The organism is Streptomyces sp. Xyl84 (genome assembly GCF_059731885.1).
Genome location: NZ_AP029182.1, coordinates 6,750,480 through 6,771,072, shown reverse-complemented (window position 1 = coordinate 6,771,072; position 20,593 = coordinate 6,750,480). Strand labels below are relative to the sequence as shown.

The window sequence follows — 20,593 nt, the reverse complement described above, 5'->3', positions numbered from 1 at the left end:
GCGGCCGCCCGCCCGCCCGGACACAGCGCCGCCTCCCCCACGGCACGCACCGGCGGGCCGCACCCGCCGGTGACTCCCGCGCCCGGCCGCCTGGTCGAGCCCGCTGCCGTCCCCGCCCCCGGACGGCACGTGGCTCGCCGCGGGCACATGACGGACGCGCGGACCGGGTGCGTGGGGCAAGGTGCCATGGGGCAAGGTCGACTACGCCACGGCGTAGGGACCGTGCGACGTATGAACGGAGTTCTCTCATGAACAGGTCCGACGTGGACCCTCGGTCGGTCGCGGTGATCGGCATGGCGTGCCGGCTGCCCGGGGCGTCCGCGCCCGACGCGCTGTGGGCCCTGCTGCGGGACGCCGTGGACGCCACGAGCGAGACACCCCCCGATCGCTACGACGTGGACGCCCTCTACTCCCCCGAGCCGAAGCAGGGCCGAATAGCCGCCCGGCGCGGCGGCTACGTCGACGAGGTCGCCGAGTTCGACGCCGGGTTCTTCGGCATGTCCGCCACCGAGGCCACCGAACTCGACCCGCAGCAGCGGCTGCTGCTGATGACGGCCTGGGACGCGCTGGAGGACGCCGGCCAGAACCCCGACCGGCTGGCCGGCAGCCGCTCCGGCGTCTTCGTCGGCAACACCCGCGCCGACCACCTGGAACTCGCCCTGCGCCGCGGACCGGACTCGGTGACGGCCGCCCAGCTCAACAACTTCCGTTCCCTGCTGCCCGCCCGGCTGTCCCACTTCCTCGACTTCCGCGGCCCCAGCATCGTGGTGGACACCGCCTGCTCCTCCTCGCTGGTGGCCGTGCACCAGGCCGTGCAGAGCCTGCGCGCCGGCGAGACCCCGCTGGCCCTGGCGGCCGGCGTGAACGTGCCGCTGCGCCCCGACGAGGGACTCGTGCTCTCGCACGCGGGGGCGATGGCCGGGGACGGGCGCTGCAAGTTCGGTGACGCGGGCGCGGACGGCTACTCGCCCAGCGACGCGGTGGCCGTCGTGGTCCTCAAGCGGCTGACGGACGCCCTGGCCGACGGCGACCGGATCCGCGCCGTCATCCGGGGAAGCGCCGTCGGCAACGACGGCCGCACCAGCGACTCGGTCCTCAGCCCCTCCCTGCAGGGCCAGCTGGACGTGCTGCGCTGGGCGTACGAGGACGCGGGCGTGAACCCGGCCGACGTCGACTACGTCGAGGCGCACGGCGCGGGATCCCCCGCCCTGGACCCGCTGGAGCTGAGGGCCCTGGGCGAGGTGCTCGGTGCCGGCCGGCCCGCCGGCCGGCCGCTCCTGGTGGGTTCGGTGAAGACCAACATCGGCCACGCGGAGGCCGCCGGGGGCATGGCCGGCCTCATCAAGACCGTCCTGTGCCTGGAGCACGGCCAGGTGCCGGCCTGCCTCCACCTGGACACCCCGAACCCGGGCGTCGACTGGGACGCGCTGCCGCTGACCGTGCCGGACAAGCTGCGGGACCTGCCCGTCCTCGGCCACCCCGCCGTCGCCGGCGTCGGCGGGCAGGGCTCCTCCGCCCTCAACGCCCACGTGGTGCTCGCCCAGCCCGACCCGCGCCACGCGCCGCCCGCCACCGAACCGGACGGCGGTCCGTACCTCCTCGCCCTCTCGGCCCACAGCCCCGCCGCGCTTGACGCGCTGCGCGAGGCCTACGTGCGTTACCTGCGGCCGGGCGGCGCGGGCGCCTCGTACGCGCTGCGCGACATCTGCCACAGCGCGGCCGCCCGGCGCCGCCACCACGCGCACCGCCTGGCGGTCACCGGCCACACCCACGAGGAGCTGGCGGCGGCCCTCGCCGGGACACCGGCGCCGGCCGCCGGCGGGCCGCTGACGGCCGTCGCCGAACGCTACCTGGCGGGCGGCGAGCCGGAGTGGGAAACGATGTCCGGCACACCGGGCCGCTGCGTACCGCTGCCTTCCTACCCCTGGCAGACGCGGCGGTACTGGGCGGGCGAGGAGCCCCACGGCGGCCACCGCGCGCAGGACGGGGCGGACGGCGCGGACCTGGCGGAGCGAGTGCTGCGCGAGCACGCCCGCACCGGCTTCGACGACGCCTCCGGCCTCACCGACATCGGCATCGACTCGCTCGCCAAACTGCGGATCGTGGTGGAACTGGCCGAACGGTGCGGGCAGGAGATCGACCCCGAGGAACTCGGCGGACTGCGCACGGTCGGTGAGCTGCGGCAGTGGACGCGAACGCTCCGGGCGGCCGGCCGATGAACCACCCGTCCACCCTCTACGGCTGGTTCGCCCGCTCGGCCGCCGCTCATCCCGACACCCCCGCGCTGGAGGTCGCCGGGGCGTGCCTGACCTACCGGGAACTGCGCGCGGCCGCCGAACGCCTCGCCGCCCGGCTGACCGCCGCGGCCGGGGGCACCGCGCCGCGGCGCGTCGGGCTGCTGGCGACCCGCTCGGTGACCGCGTACGCCGGGTACCTCGCCATCCTGCGCACCGGCGCGGCCGTCGTACCGCTCAACCCCGAGCACCCCGCCGCGCGGACCGCCGCGATCGCCGCGGCGGCCGGTCTGGACCTGGTGCTGACCACGAGCGCGGACGCCCCCTCGGCCACCGGCCTCGGCACGCCGGTCCACGTCCACACCACCGACGCCGGGACCGACGCCGACGCGGAGGGCGCCGAGGCCGCGGACGGCACCGGCCCCGGTGCGCCCCTGCCGCAGGCGGACCCCGACGGCATCGCGTACATCATCTTCACCTCCGGTTCCACCGGCGCGCCCAAGGGCGTGCCCGTCCGGCACCGCAACATCTGCGCCTACCTGGAGCGGGTCGCGGGCCGCTACGGCATCGGCCCGGGCAGCCGGCTCTCGCAGAGCTTCGAGCTGACCTTCGACGGATCCGTGCACGACCTCTTCGTCGCCTGGGCGGGCGGCGGCACCCTCGTCGTTCCGTCCCGCGGCCAGTTGCTGAACCCGGTGAAGACCGTCAACAGCCTGCGCCTGACGCACTGGTTCTCGGTGCCGTCGCTGATCACCTTCGCCGCACGGCTGGGCACCCTGGCCCCGGACAGCATGCCGACCCTGCGGTGGAGCGTCTTCGGCGGTGAGCCCCTGACCCTCCGGGCGGCCCGCGAGTGGCGCGCCGCCGCGCCCGGCAGCCGCCTCGAAGTCCTCTACGGACCCACGGAAGTGACGATCTCGTGCACCGCCTACCGGTTCCCCGACGAGGTGGCGCACTGGCCGCGGACCCCCAACGGCACCGCGCCCATCGGGACCGGCCACCGGGACCTGGACCTCCTGCTGCTCGGCGAGGACGGCCGGCCCGCCGAGCGGGGCGAGCTGTGCGTGCGCGGCCCACTGCGCTTCGACGGCTACCTGGACCCGCGGCACGACGCGGGCCGCTTCCTCACCGAGGACCTCCGCCCGGCCGACGGCTCGCCGCCCGCCCCGGGACACTGGTACCGGACGGGCGACCGGGTCGCCGTGACCGACGGCCTGCTGGTCCACCTCGGCCGGACCGACCAGCAGGTCAAGGTCCGCGGGCACCGCATCGAACTCGGGGAGGTCGAGGCCGCCCTGCGCGCCCAGCCCGGAGTGCGGGACGCGATCGTCGTCACCCTGCCCGCCGCCGACGGCGAACCGGAACTCCAGGCCGCGGTCAGCGGGACCGGCTGCGTCCCCGACCGCTTGTACACGGCGCTGGCCGGCCGCCTGCCGCCGTACATGATGCCCAGCCGGATCACCGTCCTGGACGAGCTGCCGCTCAACCCCAACGGCAAGATCGACCGCCGGGCGCTGCTCGCCGAACTCGGGCGCCCGCGCTGACCGCGGGCACCGGCCTCCCCCCGAACCCCGCCCCCCACACCCTTCTTCCCCTGTCCCCGAAGCTCGTTGTGAGGCATCCGCATGTACGACGCCATCGTGGTGGGAGCACGCTGTGCCGGCGCCCCCGCCGCCCTGCTGCTGGCCCGCGCGGGCCACCGCGTCCTTCTGCTCGACAAGGCGGCGTACGGTTCCGACACCCTCTCCACCCACCTCGTCCACCAGCCCGGCGTCGCCGCGCTCGCCCGGTGGGGAGTGCTCGACCGGGTCCGGGCCTCGGGCTGCCCGCCGCTGGACCGCACGGTCTACGAGGTCGCCGACATCCACATCGAGGGCCGGGCCAGGGGCGTGGCGGGACAGCGCTCGGGATTCGCCCCGCGCCGTCACGTGCTCGACGCCATCCTGGTCGACGCGGCCACCGCGGCCGGCGCCGAGTTCCGCGACCACTGCCGGGTGACCGGCCTGCTGCGCGACGGCCTCGGACGGGTCGTCGGTGTCGAGGGCAGCCAGGACGGCCGGCCCTTCACCGAGCGGGCCCGCCTGGTGATCGGCGCGGACGGGATGCGCTCCACCGTCGCCCGGCTGGCGGCGGCCCCCTTCACCGTGCAGGACCCCCGGCTGACCTGCGCCTACTACACGTACTGGCAGGACGTGCCCGCCGACCTGGAGCTGTTCGAGCGGCCGGGCGGCTGGGTGGCCGCGGTGCCCACCCACGACGACGCGACCCTCGTCCTCGCCTACTTCCCGCAGTCCCGGTTCGAGGAGGTCCGCGCGGACGCCCACCGCGCCTACCGCGAACAGATCCGCGCCACCGCTCCCGCACTGCACGAGCGGCTGGCCGGCCGGGAACCGGCGGAGCGGCTGCACGGCAGCGGCGACCAGCAGAACTTCTTCCGGCGGGCGGCGGGACCCGGCTGGGCCCTGGTCGGGGACGCCGCGCACCACAAGGACTCCATCACCGCCCGCGGGATCAGTGACGCCTTCTGGCAGGTCGAGCGGCTGGCGGAGGCGGTGTCGGGCACGCTGGACGGCGCCCCGGACGTGCTCGACACCGCGCTGGCCCGCTACGCCGAGGACTGCGCACGGCATCTGGCACCGGGTTACGAGGCCACCCTCGGCGTCGCCCGGCTCGACCCGCACGAGCAGCGGCTCTCCCTGCTGCGGGCCGTGCAGTCGGACCCCGAACTCACCGCGATCTACCTCGACATGGTGGCCGGCATCGCCTCGGCCGCGGCGCTGTACACCCCGCGGCTGCTGGCCCTGCTGTGATTTCTCCGCCCGCCGTGACCGCGGCACCCCGCTCCCTCTCCGACCCCCGGCGGCGCTGTCAACTCGGCTTTCGCCACAGGCCAGTTGCCATGGACGCCACATGACGCTGCGCGATGATCCTGATACGGTGCAGCTCGCGCGACTCCGATCACGGTGAGCCACCAGGCCACGGGGGGCGGGGATCGTCGGACGTCGCGTTCCCTGCCCGCACCGCTGAACCGCTGCTGTACGAGGAATCAGATGCCAGGCACCCGCGACCGGCGGACACGTCACCGCGCCGGTACCCCGAGATCACTGCGATCCTCGTTCGTCCTCCCCTTCGTCATCCCCGCGGTCTGCGTCAGCGGGCTGTGGGGGTACACGGCCGCCGGTCTGGTGGACGACCAGGCCGGGCTGCACACCGACGCCGGCCACGTCTCGTCCGTCGCCCGGCCGGCGCAGCAACTGCTCGCGCGGCTGCAGGACGAACGCCGGCTCACCGCCCTGTGGCAGGCCGGCCGCACGGACCCCGCGCGCGCGGACCTCGATTCGGCCCGCGCCAGGACCGACGCCGCCCTCGCCGAGTACCGGCGGCACGCCGCCGCCGCGGACACCGCCGCGCTCCGGCGCCGTGCCGAGGCCGACGACGGCGCGCTGAAGTCACTGGCGGACCGCCGGGCGGCGATCGACGCGCGCCAGCTGTCCTCCGGCGACGCCTTCGCGTACTTCACCGACGCCGCCTCGCAGGGGCTCGCGCTGCTGACCGCGGCGGTGCGCGGCGAGGACGCCAGGACGGAGCGGGCCGGCACCGCGACGGTGGCGGTGGCCCGGATCACCGAGCTGCTGTCCCGCGAGGACGCCCTGGTCACCGCCGCCCTGCCCGGACACCGCATACCGGCCGCGGACCGCGCCCGCTTCGGCCGGTACGCCGCGGTCCGGGCGGCCGCCCGGGAGGGGCTGACCGCCGCGGACCTGCCCGGCGGCACGGCCGCCACCTACGACCGGATCACCTCCGGACCCCAGTGGCGCACGGTGGCCTCGGTCGAGCAGGCCGTCGGCGACGGCCGGGGCACCGCGCTGCCGCAGGGCGCCACCGCCTGGCCGGCCGCCGCCGACGGCGTGGTCCACGAGTTGCAGACCCTGACCGACACGTCCCTCGGCGCGCTGTCCGCTCAAGCCACCGACCGGGCGCAGGACTTGCTGCTGGTCACCCTGCTGGGCAGCGCGGCCACGCTGGCGGCCGTGGCCGCCGCGACGGTGCTGGCACTGCGCACCCGGCGCTCCGCGCTCGGCCGGCTCACCGAGTTCGAGCGGTTGTCCCAAGAGCTCGCCGGTCTGCGGTCGGGCACCGAGCACCTGGCCGCCGTACGGCTTCCCGAACTCCTGGCCCGGCTGGAGAAGGGCGAGCGGGTCGATCCGGCCTCCCTCACCCCGCACCGGCAGCAGAGCGGCGACGAGATCGGCCGCCTCTCCTCGGCGGTCGACCAGCTCGCGCGGCTCGCCGCGGACTCCGTGCTGCGCCAGTCCCAGGGCCGGCAGGGCTCGGACAAGGTCGTCGGCCAGCTCGTCCGGCGGGCCCAGGTGCTGATCCACCGGCTGATCGCGCTGCTGGACGACCTGGAGCGCAAGCACGAGGACTCGGACCTGCTCAAGGACATCTTCCGCGTCGACCACCTGGCGACCCGGGTGCGGCGGCACGCGGAGAACCTGATGATCCTCAGCGGCTCCCCGCCGAGCCGCCGCATGACCCGGCCGGTGGCGATCACCGACGTGATGCGCGGCGCGGTGGCGGAGACGGAGCACTACACCAGGGTCAGGGTGCGCAACACCCCGGCGGACCGGCGGGTGGCACTGGCCGGCCGCGCGGTCGCCGACGTCACCCACCTGCTGGCCGAACTCATCGAGAACGGCACCAGCTTCTCCCCGCCCGACACCGAGGTCACGGTCAGCACCGCCCGGGTGGCCAAGGGCCTGGCGGTGCATGTCGAGGACCAGGGGCTCGGCATGCCCGCGGAGATGCTGGAGCGTGCCAACGAACTGCTCGCCCAGCCGCCCCGGGTCGACATGACGGTGTTCGGCGAGGACCCCCGCCTCGGGCACTTCGTGGTGGCCCGGCTGGCCGAGCGGCACGGCATCAAGGTGGTGCTGCGCGAGTCCGACTACGGCGGCACACGCGCCCTGGTGATGCTGCCGGCCGCGTTGCTGGAGGAGGTCTCCTCCCCGGTCGTCGACCAGTTGCAGTCGGCCGCCGTCGCCGCGGGCCGGGCCGTGGGGAGCACGGCCGGCCCCCAGCTGACGGACGGCGGGCAGTACGCCGCCGCGGGGGCCGGGCAGGGCGCCCTGACCGCAGCGGCCGGCCTGACGGCCGGTGCCGACGAGGTGATCGTCCACGCGGCGGTGCCCGACCACAACGGCTTTCCCGAGTACGGAGGTGCCGGTCTGTTGCCCCCCGCCGCATCGGACCACCCCGCGCCGTCGCCGGCCTTCGGGCCGGTTCCGGGCGCCCCCGGCACCGCCGCCCGCACCCCCGCGACGACCCCGTACCCGCCCGGCCCGCCCTCGCACACGCCGGGCCGGGCCCCGGCAGAAGCGCACCCGCCGGCCGGGGAGCCAGCCCCCGGCACGCCGCCGGACCCGTCCGCGCCCCCGGCCTTCCCCGCGCCGCCGGCCGGGTCCGTGCCACCGGACCCGTACCCGCCGGCCTCCCCGTACGCGCCCGCGGCCCCGGCCGCGCCGGCCGGCCCGTACGTTCCGCAGGACCGGTACGCGCCCCCGGTGCCGTCCGCGTCCCCGGCCGCCGACGCGCCCGTGCGGCGCGGCGCGGTGCCCCGCCAGGAGCGGCCCGCACCCGCCGCGGACCGCCCCTCCGCGGCGGCCGTGACGCCGGCGGCCCCCGCGGCTGAGGCCTCCGCCCCGGACGGCGTGCCGGACGCCTCCGGTCCGCTGACGACCCCCTCGGTCCTGCCGCAGCGCGTCCGGGGGGCCAGCCTCGCGCAGCAGTTGCGCCGGGAGGCCGCGTACGCCGAGGACGAACCCGCGGGCGGGGGTGACGACGACGTCATCTCGCCGGACGCGTCGGCCCGGGCGATGAGCGCCATCCACCAGGGGCTCAAGCGGGCCTGGATGTCCGAGGACGACGACACGCCGCACGGTGCGCACGGGCGGCAGAGCGATGCGGCAGGCCCCCCTGCCCATGAACTGTGAGGACGTTACGCAATGACTGAGCAGGTACAGACCGGACGTCAGCTGGACTGGCTCCTGGACGGCCTGGTGAACCGGATTCCGGAGATCCGCTGCGCCATCGTGCTCTCCGGCGACGGTCTTCTGATCGGCAAGTCCAAGGACATGCTCCGGGACGACGCCGAGCACCTGTCGGCGGTGGCCTCGGGCGTGCACAGCCTCGCCCGCGGTGCCGCCCGGCACTTCCACAGCGGAAACGTGCAGCAGACGGTCATTCAGATGGACAAGGCGTTCCTTTTCGTCACGGCCGCGGGCAAGGGGACGCGGCTGGCGGCGCTCGCCTCGGAAGAAGTGGATGTCGGGATGATGGCGTACGAGATGGGCACGCTCGTCAAGCAGGTCGGCCAGTACCTGACGGCCGCACCGCGCGTGCAGTCCCCGGCCGGCGGCCCCGTCCAGAATGCCTGAACCGCGCCGGCACGACGAGCCGGAGGCCGGACGCTACTTACGGCCCTACGCCATCACCGGTGGCCGTACCCAGCACAGTCAGCACGCGTTCACGCTGATCACGCTGGTCGTCGCGCGGTCCGCGCGGGGGGCGGGCGCCGGCCAGCTGGAGCCGGAGGCGGCCCACATCCTGGACCTGTGCCGGGACCGGGCGCTGGCGCTCGCGGAGATCGCCGCGCTGCTGGACCTGCCGGTGAGCGTGGTGAAGGTGCTGTGCGGCGATCTGCTCGACGCCTCGCTGATCCTGGTGCAGTCGCCGCCGGGGCGCGAGAGCCGGCCGAGCGTGGAACTCATCGAAAGGGTGATGGATGGCATCCGTCAGCTCTGACCCCGTCATGGCCGGCCCGGTCATGCCGACCGCGTTGAAGATCCTGATCGCCGGCGGCTTCGGCGTGGGCAAGACCACCATGGTGGCCGCGGTGAGCGAGGTCCCTCCGCTGGAGACGGAGGAGCGCATGACCGAGGCGAGCCTCGGTGTCGACGACCTGTCGGGGGTGGAGGCCAAGGCGTCCACGACGGTGGCGATGGACTTCGGCCGCATCACGATCGGCCCGGAACTGGTGCTGTACCTGTTCGGCACGCCCGGCCAGGACCGGTTCTGGTTCATGTGGGACGACCTGGCCACGGGGGCACTGGGCGCGGTCGTCCTCGCCGACACGCGGCGGCTGGAGGCGTCGTTCGCCTCGATCGACTTCTTCGAGGAGCGCGGGATCCCGTTCGCCGTGGGCATCAACTGCTTCCACGGACGGCGCGACTGCACCGCCGAGCAGGTGCGGGCGGCGCTGGACCTGGACCCGGCCACCCCGGTGGTGCTGTGCGACGTGCGCGACCGCGCCTCCGGCAAGCAGGTCCTGCTCGGTGTCCTGGAGGCGGCCCGCGCCGCGGCGGAGGCCCGCGCCCATCACGGACCGCAGCGGTCGCTGACCGGCTGAGGGCGGTCCGGGCACACCGTGCCTGACCGGCTGAGGGCGGCACGGGCACTCTCTGCCCGCGCCGCCCCCCGGTGCCGCCCCGCGCGCCGGGGCGGGTGCTTCAGCGCCGCGCCACGAGATCCGCGAGGGCGGTGTTGAGCCGCAGGACGTTCACCCGGGGTTCGCCCATGAAGCCCAGGGTGCGGCCCTCGGTGTGGTCGGCGACCAGCCGCTCGACCCGGGCGAGCGGCAGCGCGTTGCGTACGGCGACCCGGCGGGCCTGGAGCCGGGCGTACTGCGGGGAGATGTCGGGGTCCAGTCCCGATCCGGAGGACGTGACCGCGTCGGCGGGGACGTCGGAGGGCCGGACTGCGTGACCGGGCACCGAGTTGTCCCTGACGACGGCCGCCCGCGCGTCCCGGACCTGGTCGATCAGCGTCTTGTTGTCGGCGGCCAGGTTGGTGGCGCCGGACACGAGCAGCGAGTGACGGGTGTTGACGCTGTTGGCCGCCAGCCCGTTCGCGGGCCGGCCCTGGAACCACTTCAGGTCGGCCTGCGGGGTCCGCTGCCCCTTCTTCAGGGGGAGGTCGTAGGACTGTCCGATGAGCGCGGAGCCGACGACCCTGCCGTCCGCCCGGACCTCGGAGCCGTTGGCCTTGCCGGGGAACAGGCCCTGCGCGACGCCGGTGACGGCGAGCGGGTAGAGGACGCCGGTCACCAGGGTCAGCACGAGCAGGGCGCGCAGGCCCGCTCCGAGCAACCGGGCGGTGTTCGTGAAGGAGTTGTTCATGGCGGTCAGCCGATTCCGGGTATGAGGGACAGGAGCAGGTCGATCAGCTTGATGCCGGCGAAGGGCGCGATCAGGCCGCCGATGCCGTAGACGGCGAGGTTGCGGCGGAGCATCCGGTCCGCGCCCATGGGCCGGTAGCGCACGCCCTTGAGGGCGAGCGGCACCAGCGCCACGATGATCAGCGCGTTGAAGACGACGGCGGACAGGATCGCCGAGGCGGGCGAGGCCAGGTGCATGATGTTGAGCTTGCCGAGGCCGGGATAGAGCGCGGCGAACAGCGCCGGGATGATCGCGAAGTACTTCGCCACGTCGTTGGCGATGGAGAACGTGGTGAGCGCGCCCCGGGTGATCAGGAGCTGTTTGCCGATCTCGACGATCTCGATCAGCTTGGTGGGGTCGGAGTCGAGGTCGACCATGTTGCCGGCCTCCTTGGCGGCCGACGTGCCGGTGTTCATCGCCACGCCGACGTCCGCCTGGGCCAGCGCCGGTGCGTCGTTGGTGCCGTCGCCGGTCATCGCGACCAGCTTGCCGCCCGCCTGCTCGCGCTTGATGAGGGCCATCTTGTCCTCGGGGGTGGCCTCGGCGAGGAAGTCGTCCACACCGGCCTCCTCGGCGATCGCCTTGGCGGTCAGCGGGTTGTCGCCGGTGATCATGACGGTCCTGATGCCCATGCGGCGCAGTTCGCCGAACCGTTCCCGCATGCCGTCCTTGACGACGTCCTTGAGGTGGACGACGCCGAGCACGCGGGCGCCGCGCGCGTCCTCGACGGCGACCAGCAGCGGGGTGCCGCCGGCTTCGGAGATGCCGTCCACGAGGGCACCGGCGTCCTGGGCGACCGTGCCGCCGCGCTCCTCGACCCAGGCGACGACCGAGGCGGCCGCTCCCTTGCGGATCCGCCGGCCGTCGACGTCGACGCCGGACATCCGGGTCTGGGCGGTGAACGCGATCCACTCGGCTGAGGCCAGTTCCCCCTGGTGGCGTTCCCTGAGCCCGTACTCCTCCTTCGCCAGCACGACGACCGAGCGGCCCTCGGGGGTCTCGTCGGCCAGCGAGGAGAGCTGGGCGGCGTCTGCCAGTTCGGCCGCGGTGGTGCCGCACACCGGCACGAGGGCGCATGCCTGCCGGTTGCCCAGGGTGATCGTGCCGGTCTTGTCGAGCAGCAGCGTGGAGACGTCCCCGGCGGCCTCGACCGCGCGGCCGGACAGGGCGAGCACGTTGCGCTGCACCAGCCGGTCCATGCCCGCGATGCCGATGGCGGACAGCAGGGCGCCGATCGTCGTCGGGATGAGGCAGACGAGGAGCGCCACCAGCACCACCAGCGTCAGGTGGGCGCCGGCGTGCGCGGCGAACGCCGGCAGGGTGGCGCAGGCCAGCAGGAAGACGATGGTCAGGGACGCGAGCAGGATGTTCAGCGCGATCTCGTTGGGCGTCTTCTGCCGGGCCGCGCCCTCCACCAGGCTGATCATCCGGTCGATGAAGGTCTCACCCGGCCGGGTGGTGATCCGCACGACGATGCGGTCCGAGAGGACCTTGGTCCCGCCGGTCACCGCGGACCGGTCGCCGCCGGACTCCCGGATGACCGGTGCGGACTCGCCGGTGATCGCCGACTCGTCGACGCTCGCCACTCCCTCGACGACGTCGCCGTCGCCGGGGATGACGTCCCCGGCCTCGCAGACGACCAGGTCACCGACGCGCAGCCCGGTTCCGGGCACCCGTTCCTCTCCCCCGGCGGCCAGCCGGCGGGCCACGGTGCCGGTCTTGGCCTGGCGCAGGGTGTCGGCCTGGGCCTTGCCCCGGCCCTCGGCGACGGCCTCGGCGAGGTTGGCGAAGAGGACGGTCAGCCACAGCCAGGCACTGATCGTCCAGCCGAACCAGTCACCGGGGTCGGTGCAGGAGAAGACGGTGGTGAGCACCGATCCGGTCCAGACCACGAACATGACGGGCGACCTGGCCTGGATCCGCGGGTCGAGTTTGCGCAGGGCGTCCGGCAGCGACCTGAGCAGTTGCGCGGGGTCGAACAGGCCGGCGCCGACGCGGCCGGTGGCCTGCGGGTGCCCGGCGGGGGCGTCGCGGTGCGGCGGCCGGGTGGGGGTGACTGCGGACATGGAGTCCTCGTGGCTCTCGGTACGGATGGTCATCACGCCAGCCCTTCGGCGAGCGGGCCCAGCGCGAGCGCCGGGAAGTAGGTCAGGCCGGTGATGATCAGCACGGCGCCCACCAGCAGCCCGGCGAACAGGGGCTTCTCGGTGCGCAGGGTGCCCGCGCCGGCCGGCACCGGCCGCTGCCCGGCCAGCGATCCGGCCAGCGCCAGGACGAACACCATCGGCAGGAAGCGGCCGAGCAGCATGGCGATGCCGGTGGTGGTGTTGAACCAGTCCGTGTTCGCGTTCAGACCGGCGAAGGCCGAGCCGTTGTTGTTCGCGGCGGACGTGTAGGCGTACAGGATCTCGGAGAAGCCGTGCGGGCCGGGGTTGAGCGCGGAGTGCGGCGGGGTGGGCAGTGCCGTCGACAGGGCGGTGAAGACCAGGACGAGCGCCGGGGTGACGAGGATGTAGCAGGCGGCGAGCTTGATCTGCCGGGAGCCGATCTTGCGGCCCAGGTACTCGGGGGTGCGGCCGACCATGAGTCCGGCGATGAACACCGCGATGACGGCCATGATGAGCATGCCGTACAGGCCGGATCCGGTGCCGCCGGGCGCGATCTCGCCGAGCATCATGCCGAGCAGGGTGACGCCGCCGCCGAGCCCGGTGAAGGAGGAGTGGAAGGAGTCCACCGCGCCGGTCGAGGTGAGCGTCGTGGCCACCGCGAAGATCGAGGAGGCGCCGACCCCGAACCGGGTCTCCTTGCCCTCCAGGGCGCCGCCCGCGAGGTGCAGGGCGCCCTCGTGGTGGGCGAACTCGGTCCACATCGTCAGGGCCGTGAACCCGAGCCAGATCGTGGCCATGGCCGCCAGCAGGGCGTGGCCCTGGCGCACGGAGCCGACCATCAGTCCGAACGTGCGGGTCAGCGCGAACGGGATGACCAAGATGAGGAAGATCTCGAACAGGTTGGTGAACGGGGTCGGGTTCTCGAAGGGGTGGGCGCTGTTGGCGTTGAAGTAGCCGCCGCCGTTGGTGCCCAGTTCCTTGATGGCCTCCTGGGAGGCGACCGCTCCGCCGTTCCACTGCTGTGAGCCGCCCGTGAACTGGCCCACCGCGTGGATGCCGGAGAAGTTCTGGATCGCGCCGCACGCCACCAGGACGACGGCGGCGACCGCGGCGAGGGGCACGAGGATGCGGACGGTGCCGCGCACCAGGTCGGCCCAGAAGTTGCCCAGCTCACCGGTGCGGGACCGGGTGAACCCGCGGACCAGGGCGACCGCCACCGCGATACCCACCGATGCGGAGACGAAGTTCTGCACGGCCAGACCCGCGGTCTGCACGACGTGCCCCATGGTCTGCTCGCCGGCGTAGGACTGCCAGTTGGTGTTGGTGACGAAGGACGCGGCCGTGTCGAACGCCTGGGCCGGGCCGACGGAACGGAAGCCGAGCGAGAGCGGCAGCACGCCCTGGATCCGCTGGAGCAGGTACAGGAAGAGGACGCCGGCGGCGGAGAAGGCGAGGACACCGCGCAGATACGCCGGCCAGCGCATCCCCGCGTCCGGGTCGGCGCCGATCCCCCGGTAGATCCACCGCTCGACGCGCCAGTGCCGGTCGCAGGAGTAGACCCGGGCCATGTAGGAGCCGAGGGGGACGTAGGCGAGTGCCAGGGCGGCCAGCAGGGCGAGCAGCTGGAGCACACCGGCGAGTACGGGACTCATGGCGGGGCTCAGAACCTCTCCGGGAAGAGCAGGGCGAGGACGAGGTAGCCCAGCAGGGCGACGGCCACGACCAGGCCGACGACGTTCTCGGCGGTCACAGCTTCGTCACCCCCTTGGCGACGAGGGCCACCAGCGCGAAGAGGGCGAGAGTGGTGACGACGAAGGCCAGATCGGCCATCGCGAGCTCCTGGAATGGGTGCGGATGCTTCGGACGACTAGAGGAAAACCCCTCTCCAGCCCGGTCGGGCCCCGCGTTGACGCCTCTCTTACGGCGCTCGCCTCGGCCTTGACGCAGCTCTGACACCGTCGCCGCCGTGGCGTTTCCCCCCTCGGGCCCGCGGGTACGCGGCGTGCGTGACCGGCTCCGAGGCGGACCTTTCCCGGGCCGCCACCGTCACCGTCAGGCCGTACGGCAACCCTCTGCCGCTCGGGTTCTTCGCCTTCGGCATCGGCATGGCGCTGCTCGCCGGGATCTCGCTGGGACTGGTCAGCGGTGACCAGGTGCGTCCGGCGGGCGTCCTGCTCGCGGTCTTCGTCTTCCCGCTGGAGTTCCTAGCCGCGGTGATGGCCTTCCTGAGCCGGGACACCGCCGCGGCGGCGGCACTCGGCCTGTTCGCCACCTCCTGGGCGGCGCTGGGGGTGCTGCACATCGCCGCGCCGCAGCAGGACAGGAGCGTCGCCCTCGGCATGTTCCTGAGCGCGTTCGCCCTGATGCTCGTCCCGCTGGCGGTGGCCGGCTTCCTGGGCAAGACACTGCTCGGAGTGGTCCTCAGCGTGTCGGCGCTGCGCGCCTCACTCGCGGCGGCCTACCAGCTCGGCGCGGTGCGGATCGTCGAACTCGCCGATGCCGCGGCGGCGTTGCTGCTGGTGGCGCTCGCCCTGTACGCGGGCACCGCCTTCCTCCTGGAGGATCTGCACCGCCGTACGGTCCTGCCGATCCGGCGCCGCGGCGAGGCGCGGCGGGTCATGGAGGACGACGGGGACGGCGCCAGGGGGACCGGGCCGCCGGGGGATCCCGGCGTCCGCGGCCAGTTGTGAGCACGGGCGGAGACCGCGACGGCACGGCCGGCCGTGGGCGACGGCCACCGCCGAGGCCCCGGGCGCCGTCAGCTCTCGGTGACGGCCCGGGGCGTGGTCAGCTCCGGGTGACGGCCCGGGGCGCCGTCAGCTCTGGATGGCGGCCACCGCCAGGAGCACGGCGGCGGCGACCACCGTCAGCCCGGCGACCGAGAACGCGAGGCAGCGGGCGCGCAGCCGCCGGTAGCGTGCCTCGTACTCGCCGCGCAGCGCCCGGCAGCGGTCCGCGACGCGTTGCAGGTCCGCCCGCGCCCGGGCGAGGCAGTCACGGACGTAGTGCTCCTCGATCTCCTCCCGCTGCGCGGTGGTCAGCCACTGCAACGGCTCGGTGAAGGCCCGGGCCCGTTCCTCGGCCTCGGCGACGCGGGCCTGCCACAGCAGGTAGCCCTCGACCTGGTTGACCAGGTGGGCGGGGCTGAGCGGCTCCCCGCCCGTGCGTCCGGCCGCGTCCGTCATGCCGGCAGGCCCAGGTTCTCCTGCCGGTCCGCCAGCGACACCTCCGGGTGGTTCAGGTCGAACGCCGGGGACTCGCTGCGGATCATGGGCAGGGTGACGAAGTTGTGCCGCGGCGGCGGGCAGGAGGTCGCCCACTCCAGCGAGCGGCCGTAGCCCCACGGGTCGTCGGTGCCCACCGGCCTGCCGTACTTGGCCGTCTTCCAGATGTTGTAGAGGAAGGGCAGCATCGACAGGCCGAGCAGGAAGGAGCCGATGGTGGAGACCATGTTCAGCCCGGTGAAGCCGTCGGCCGCCAGGTAGTCGGCGTAGCGGCGGGGCATGCCCTCGACACCCAGCCAGTGCTGCACGAGGAAGGTGGTGTGGAAGCCCACGAACAGCATCCAGAAGGTCATCTTGCCCAGCCGCTCGTCGAGCAGCTTGCCGGTCCACTTGGGCCACCAGAAATGGAAGCCGGCGAACATCGCGAAGACCACCGTGCCGAAGACGACGTAGTGGAAGTGCGCCACCACGAAGTAGCTGTCGGAGACGTGGAAGTCCAGCGGCGGGGAGGCCAGGATGACGCCGGTCAGGCCACCGAACAGGAAGGTGATCAGGAAGCCGACCGCCCACAGCATCGGGGTCTCGAAGGACAGTGACCCCTTCCACATGGTGCCGATCCAGTTGAAGAACTTGACTCCGGTCGGGACCGCGATCAGGAAGGTCATGAAGGAGAAGAACGGCAGCAGCACGCCACCGGTGACGTACATGTGGTGCGCCCACACCGTCGCGGAGAGTCCGGCGATCGAGATCGTGGCGCCGACCAGGCCCATGTAGCCGAAGATCGGTTTGCGGGCGAAGACCGGGATGATCTCCGTGACGATGCCGAAGAACGGCAGCGCGATGATGTACACCTCGGGGTGGCCGAAGAACCAGAAGAGGTGCTGCCACAGCAGCGCCCCGCCGTTGGCGGGGTCGTAGATGTGAGCGCCGAACTTGCGGTCCGCCTCCAGGGCGAACAGCGCTCCGGCCAGCACGGGGAAGACGAGGATGGCCAGCAGACTCGTGAGCAGCACGTTCCACACGAAGATCGGCATGCGGAACATGGTCATGCCCGGGGCGCGCATGCAGATGATCGTGGTGATGAAGTTGACCGAGCCGAGGATGGTGCCGAAACCGGACAGGGCCAGACCCATGATCCACATGTCGCCGCCGACGTTCGGCGAGTGCGCGCTGTCGGTCAGCGGGGAGTAGGCGAACCAGCCGAAGTCGGCGGCGCCGTTCGGGGTCAGGAACCCGCCCACCGCGATCAGCGAGCCGAACAGGTACAGCCAGTAGGCCAGCATGTTCAGCCGTGGGAAGGCCACGTCGGGAGCGCCGATCTGCAGCGGCATGATCCAGTTCGTGAAGCCGGAGAAGAGCGGCGTCGCGAACATCAGCAGCATGACCGTGCCGTGCATCGTGAAGGCCTGGTTGAACTGCTCGGTGGAGACGATCTGCAGGCCCGGGCGGGCCAGCTCGGCGCGCATCACCAGCGCCAGGATGCCGCCGAACAGGAAGAACAGGAACGAGGTGATCAGGTAGAGCGAGCCGATCGTCTTGTGATCGGTGGTCGTGACCCATTTCACCACCACGGCTCCGGGTCGCACGCGACGACGGGGACCGGCGGTTTCCGGTGTGATGTGCTGAACGTCTGTCATGCGGCCCGTAACACGCTTTCTCTCAAGACATGGATGCGTGAGTTCCGCGGGACTGCCCGCAGGGCTCGTTCACAATCCTTGCGTCCCGGCGGGCGCGGAGTGCCCTCTGCCGTCCCCGGGACGGCCCAACGCCCGGCGGAATTGCACCCGGTCGGTCTACTCCGTCGGGGCGTCGGCGGCGACCGTTGCGACGCGGCGCCCGCCGAAGAGCGGGACGCGCGCGGTCCGGATGCGGTGAACTGCGTGCCGAGGGCGCGGCCCATGTGCCGGTGCCCGTGCCGGAGCGCCGCCCGGTGTGCGGTGCGCCCCGTCCGAGAGGAACATCCGGTGTCCTGCGTACGTCATGTCGCCCACGCCTTCCTGAGGCGTCAGGGCCTCACCACCGTCTTCGGCAACCCCGGCTCCAACGAGCTGCCGTTCCTCGCCGGTCTGGGTGCCGGTTTCCGTTACGTCCTCGGGCTGCACGAGGGTGCGGTGGTCGGCATGGCGGACGGCTACGCGCAGGCCACCGGGCGGCCGGCGCTGGTCAGCCTGCACGCCGCCGCCGGCTCCGGCAACGCGATGGGCGCGCTGACCAACGCGGTCGCCGCGCGGACCCCGCTGGTCCTGGTGGCCGGCCAGCAGGTGCGTCCCGCCGTCGGTCCGGAGGCGAACCTGGCCAACACCGACGCCGCGGCCCTGATGAAGCCGCTGGTCGGCTGGGCGGCGGAACCGGCGTGCGCCGGGGACGTGCCGCGTGCGCTCGCACAGGCCGTCTTCGAGGCGCGGCTGCGGCGCAGGCCGGCGTATCTGTCCGTGCCGTACGACGACTGGGCGGCAGACGCCGACGACAACGCGCTGGAGGTGCTGGACCGGCGGGTCGAGCGGGCTGCCGTGCCGAGCGGGGAGCAGGCCCGCCGGCTGGCCCGGCAGGTCTCCTCGGCGCGCCGGCCGGCGCTGGTGCTGGGCGGCGACATCGACGCGGACGGGCTCTTCGACGACGTGGTGCGGCTGGCCGAGCGTCTGGGCGGGCCGGTGTGGGCGGCGCCCTCGCTGTTCCGGCTGCCCTTCCCGAACCGGCACCCGCTCTTCCGCGGAGTGCTCCCCGCCGGGATCGCACCGGTGTGCGAGGCCCTGGAGGGGCACGATCTGGTGCTGGTGCTGGGGGCTCCGGTCTTCCGCTACCACGAGCACCTGCCCGGCCGGTACCTGCCGCGGGGCACACGGCTCCTCCAGGTGACCGAGGACGCCGCCGCTGCCGCCCGGGCCCCCGTGGGAGAGGCGCTGGTCGCCGACCCGGGCGCGGTCATCACGCTGCTGACCGAGCGGCTCGGCTCCCCCGGCGCCCCGCAGGACCCCGGCGGTCCTCGCGGTCCGTACCGGCCCGTCCCCGCGCCGGCCCCCGGTGACGGTCGGCGCCTGCACCCCGAGCAGGTCTTCGCCGCACTGCGCGACCAACTGCCCGGGGACACCGCGTACGTCGTCGAGTCGACGTCGACGAGCGCTTCCTGGTGGCGCCAGATGGACCTGCGGCGGCCCGGTTCCTACTACTTCCCGGCCGCCGGCGCGCTCGGTTTCGGGCTGCCCGGCGCCGTCGGGGTCGCGATGGCGCAGCCGGACCGGCCGGTCGTGGGCGTCGTCGGGGACGGCTCGGCCAACTACGGCATCACCGCCCTGTGGACGGCCGCCCGGTACCGGGTGCCGCTGACCGTCGTCCTGCTGCGCAACGGGACGTACGGTGCGCTGCGCTGGTTCAGCGGACTGCTCGGGGTGCCCGACGCGCCGGGCCTGGACCTGCCCGGCATGGACTTCACCCGGATCGCGGAGGGCTACGGCGTCCCGGCCCGGCACGTCGAGGGGCCCGAGGAGCTGCGGGCCGCCCTCGCCGAACCCCCGGAGGGGCCACGGCTGATCCAGGTGGACACGGTGCTCACGGCACCCTCCTGACCGGACGCCCCGGCCGGAACCGCGGCCGAAACCCTGGCCGGCGCCGCAGCCGGGGTCGCGGCCGCGACTCCGCCGGACGGCTTCCGCTGCGCCGCGCTGCTCATCCTGCCGCGCACGGGGGCGGGCGCCGCACGAGGTGTCTCGGGGAACTCAGGGCCCTCCCTGACAGAGTGTCAGGGTCGGATCAGGGTAGGGGCAGGGACGTCACCGATGGTGACGAAGAGGTGGGCGGCGGCAGGCTTGGGACATGCCGAAGACCACTGTTCACGACCCCCGCCCCACGCGCACCGCGCCCTCTCCCCGCCGCTTCGGGCGCCGGTCCCGGCTCGCGCCCCGCACTGGTGCGGCCCTGGCCGGCGCCGTGGCCCTGCTGGGCCTGGCGAGCGCCCTTCCCGCGAGCGCCGCGCAGAGCACAGGGCCCGCGCGGAACCCGCAGAGCACGCAGCCCGCTCGGAGCGGGGAGCCCGTGCGGACCGGGCGGGCCTCCCAGGACCTCCCGGCCGGCTTCGGCGACTGTCCCGCTCTTCCGGCCGGGGTGGATCCCGCCGCCTGGCGGTGCGAAGTGCACACCGCCTCACCGCGGCTGGCGATGGGAAGCCTCGCGGTGACGCTCGCGCCGATCACGATGACCCACGCCGAGGGCCCGCTGCCCGACGGTTCGCCAGGACAGGTGTGGGGCGCGATGCACAGCGCGGCGACCCCCGTCCCGGGCGGACCGACCGGCAGCGCCGCAGCCGGACGCACGCCCCTGCTCGGCCTGGCGATACACCCCGAGTACGGCGGCCGGGCCGACTTCTACACGGGCCGGTTCAGTCTCCGCTTCCGTCTGACAGGCCCCCTTGTGCCCCGGGACTGCGCGATCGGCGCGGACGAGCCGGTCGACTTCGCCCTGAAGCGGCCGAGCCCTTCGGAGTGGATCTCGACGGACCCGCCCCTGATCAGGTTCTCGGCGTACGACGACACCTTCGCCGCTCCGGCCGCCGAGCACTGCGGTCCGCTGACGAAGGCGCTCGACCGGCGGCTCGCCCTGCCCGCACCGAGCGGCAACCTGATGAGCTACGACGCGACCTACACCTTCCGGACCTACGACCGGCTGCCCGCACGCTGAGACACGGCCGGCCGAGCGGCGCCGGCGAACGGGTGGCGCCCTCGCCCCAAGGGCGCCGGGACCGATCGGCACCCGGCGACCCGCAACCCCCCGCGCCCGTACGCAGTTGCTTCCCTGTACCCCCTCAGCGACGGAGGCTT

General features: G+C 73.7%; 16 protein-coding genes. 10 read left to right on the top strand and 6 right to left on the bottom strand.

What is annotated here, in order from left to right; genetic code table 11:
• The first annotated feature begins 248 nt into the window (after positions 1–248).
• The 7 genes from AC6I72_RS29525 to AC6I72_RS29495 all read left to right on the top strand — a co-directional run bounded on the left by AC6I72_RS29525 (position 249) and on the right by AC6I72_RS29495 (position 9,642).
• Complete coding sequence (locus AC6I72_RS29525; protein WP_498004179.1) at positions 249–2,219, top strand: beta-ketoacyl synthase N-terminal-like domain-containing protein; 1,971 nt, start codon at positions 249–251, stop codon at positions 2,217–2,219.
• The gene (locus AC6I72_RS29520; RefSeq protein ID WP_498004178.1) at positions 2,186–3,778 is read left to right on the top strand and encodes an amino acid adenylation domain-containing protein; all 1,593 of its coding nucleotides are present in this window, start codon (positions 2,186–2,188) and stop codon (positions 3,776–3,778) included. Before AC6I72_RS29525 ends, AC6I72_RS29520 begins: the two co-directional genes overlap by 34 nt.
• A gap of 81 nt (positions 3,779–3,859) precedes the next feature.
• Positions 3,860–5,044: an NAD(P)/FAD-dependent oxidoreductase gene (locus tag AC6I72_RS29515; RefSeq protein ID WP_498004177.1), complete on the top strand. Its 1,185-nt coding sequence runs from the start codon at positions 3,860–3,862 to the stop codon at positions 5,042–5,044.
• A gap of 240 nt (positions 5,045–5,284) precedes the next feature.
• The gene (locus AC6I72_RS29510; RefSeq protein ID WP_498004176.1) at positions 5,285–8,227 is read left to right on the top strand and encodes a sensor histidine kinase; all 2,943 of its coding nucleotides are present in this window, start codon (positions 5,285–5,287) and stop codon (positions 8,225–8,227) included.
• 12 nt (positions 8,228–8,239) lie between these two features.
• Positions 8,240–8,671, top strand: coding sequence for a roadblock/LC7 domain-containing protein (locus AC6I72_RS29505; protein WP_498004175.1), 432 nt, complete (start codon positions 8,240–8,242; stop codon positions 8,669–8,671).
• The gene (locus AC6I72_RS29500; RefSeq protein ID WP_498004174.1) at positions 8,664–9,038 is read left to right on the top strand and encodes a DUF742 domain-containing protein; all 375 of its coding nucleotides are present in this window, start codon (positions 8,664–8,666) and stop codon (positions 9,036–9,038) included. The genes AC6I72_RS29505 and AC6I72_RS29500 overlap by 8 nt, the downstream gene beginning before the upstream one ends.
• Positions 9,019–9,642 (top strand): GTP-binding protein, encoded by a 624-nt coding sequence (locus AC6I72_RS29495; RefSeq protein ID WP_498004173.1) that lies wholly within the window; start codon positions 9,019–9,021, stop codon positions 9,640–9,642. The genes AC6I72_RS29500 and AC6I72_RS29495 overlap by 20 nt, the downstream gene beginning before the upstream one ends.
• A 100-nt stretch (positions 9,643–9,742) precedes the next feature.
• Here the strand turns inward: AC6I72_RS29495 and AC6I72_RS29490 are convergent, their stop codons facing one another.
• From AC6I72_RS29490 to kdpF, 4 genes are read right to left on the bottom strand one after another with little or no spacing between them, the layout of a single operon-like run.
• The gene (locus AC6I72_RS29490) at positions 9,743–10,411 is read right to left on the bottom strand and encodes a potassium-transporting ATPase subunit C (RefSeq protein ID WP_498004172.1); all 669 of its coding nucleotides are present in this window, start codon (positions 10,409–10,411) and stop codon (positions 9,743–9,745) included.
• A 5-nt stretch (positions 10,412–10,416) separates the two neighbouring features.
• Positions 10,417–12,516 (bottom strand): potassium-transporting ATPase subunit KdpB, encoded by a 2,100-nt coding sequence (gene kdpB, locus AC6I72_RS29485; RefSeq protein WP_498004853.1) that lies wholly within the window; start codon positions 12,514–12,516, stop codon positions 10,417–10,419.
• Positions 12,517–12,548: 32 nt separating this feature from the next.
• A complete protein-coding gene (gene kdpA / locus AC6I72_RS29480; RefSeq protein ID WP_498004171.1) occupies positions 12,549–14,210 on the bottom strand; it encodes a potassium-transporting ATPase subunit KdpA in 1,662 nt (553 codons plus the stop codon).
• Between the two features lie 8 nt (positions 14,211–14,218).
• Positions 14,219–14,308 (bottom strand): K(+)-transporting ATPase subunit F, encoded by a 90-nt coding sequence (gene kdpF, locus AC6I72_RS29475; protein ID WP_037817630.1) that lies wholly within the window; start codon positions 14,306–14,308, stop codon positions 14,219–14,221.
• A 256-nt stretch (positions 14,309–14,564) separates the two neighbouring features.
• Here kdpF and AC6I72_RS29470 point away from each other — a divergent pair, with 256 nt between their 5' ends.
• Positions 14,565–15,248 carry an acetate uptake transporter family protein gene (locus tag AC6I72_RS29470; RefSeq protein WP_498004170.1) on the top strand — a complete coding sequence of 228 codons (684 nt, stop codon included), beginning with the start codon at positions 14,565–14,567 and terminating at the stop codon, positions 15,246–15,248.
• Between the two features lie 126 nt (positions 15,249–15,374).
• On the opposite strand, the gene AC6I72_RS29465 is transcribed toward AC6I72_RS29470, so the two are convergent.
• Together AC6I72_RS29465 and ctaD are read right to left on the bottom strand one after the other, a co-directional pair.
• Complete coding sequence (locus AC6I72_RS29465; protein WP_498004169.1) at positions 15,375–15,743, bottom strand: cytochrome C oxidase subunit I; 369 nt, start codon at positions 15,741–15,743, stop codon at positions 15,375–15,377.
• Positions 15,740–17,419, bottom strand: coding sequence for an aa3-type cytochrome oxidase subunit I (ctaD, locus tag AC6I72_RS29460; protein WP_498004168.1), 1,680 nt, complete (start codon positions 17,417–17,419; stop codon positions 15,740–15,742). Before ctaD ends, AC6I72_RS29465 begins: the two co-directional genes overlap by 4 nt.
• A 327-nt stretch (positions 17,420–17,746) precedes the next feature.
• Here ctaD and mdlC point away from each other — a divergent pair, with 327 nt between their 5' ends.
• Both mdlC and AC6I72_RS29450 read left to right on the top strand, forming a co-directional pair.
• Entirely contained in the window at positions 17,747–19,345 is a 1,599-nt protein-coding gene (gene mdlC / locus AC6I72_RS29455; RefSeq protein WP_498004167.1) for a benzoylformate decarboxylase, read from the top strand.
• A gap of 247 nt (positions 19,346–19,592) precedes the next feature.
• Positions 19,593–20,453, top strand: a complete 861-nt coding sequence (locus AC6I72_RS29450; protein WP_498004166.1) for a hypothetical protein — start codon at positions 19,593–19,595, stop codon at positions 20,451–20,453.
• Positions 20,454–20,593 lie beyond the last annotated feature (140 nt).

Bases quoted from the DNA above. Each gene is read 5' to 3' on its own strand.
- AC6I72_RS29525 (WP_498004179.1), top strand. From the start codon at position 249: ATGAACAGGTCCGACGTGGACCCTCGGTCGGTCGCGGTGATCGGCATG.
- AC6I72_RS29515 (WP_498004177.1), top strand. From the start codon at position 3,860: ATGTACGACGCCATCGTGGTGGGAGCACGCTGTGCCGGCGCCCCCGCC.
- AC6I72_RS29510 (WP_498004176.1), top strand. From the start codon at position 5,285: ATGCCAGGCACCCGCGACCGGCGGACACGTCACCGCGCCGGTACCCCG.
- AC6I72_RS29505 (WP_498004175.1), top strand. From the start codon at position 8,240: ATGACTGAGCAGGTACAGACCGGACGTCAGCTGGACTGGCTCCTGGAC.
- AC6I72_RS29500 (WP_498004174.1), top strand. From the start codon at position 8,664: ATGCCTGAACCGCGCCGGCACGACGAGCCGGAGGCCGGACGCTACTTA.
- AC6I72_RS29495 (WP_498004173.1), top strand. From the start codon at position 9,019: ATGGCATCCGTCAGCTCTGACCCCGTCATGGCCGGCCCGGTCATGCCG.
- AC6I72_RS29490 (WP_498004172.1), bottom strand. From the start codon at position 10,411: ATGAACAACTCCTTCACGAACACCGCCCGGTTGCTCGGAGCGGGCCTG.
- kdpB (WP_498004853.1), bottom strand. From the start codon at position 12,516: ATGTCCGCAGTCACCCCCACCCGGCCGCCGCACCGCGACGCCCCCGCC.
- kdpA (WP_498004171.1), bottom strand. From the start codon at position 14,210: ATGAGTCCCGTACTCGCCGGTGTGCTCCAGCTGCTCGCCCTGCTGGCC.
- AC6I72_RS29465 (WP_498004169.1), bottom strand. From the start codon at position 15,743: ATGACGGACGCGGCCGGACGCACGGGCGGGGAGCCGCTCAGCCCCGCC.
- ctaD (WP_498004168.1), bottom strand. From the start codon at position 17,419: ATGACAGACGTTCAGCACATCACACCGGAAACCGCCGGTCCCCGTCGT.
- AC6I72_RS29450 (WP_498004166.1), top strand. From the start codon at position 19,593: ATGCCGAAGACCACTGTTCACGACCCCCGCCCCACGCGCACCGCGCCC.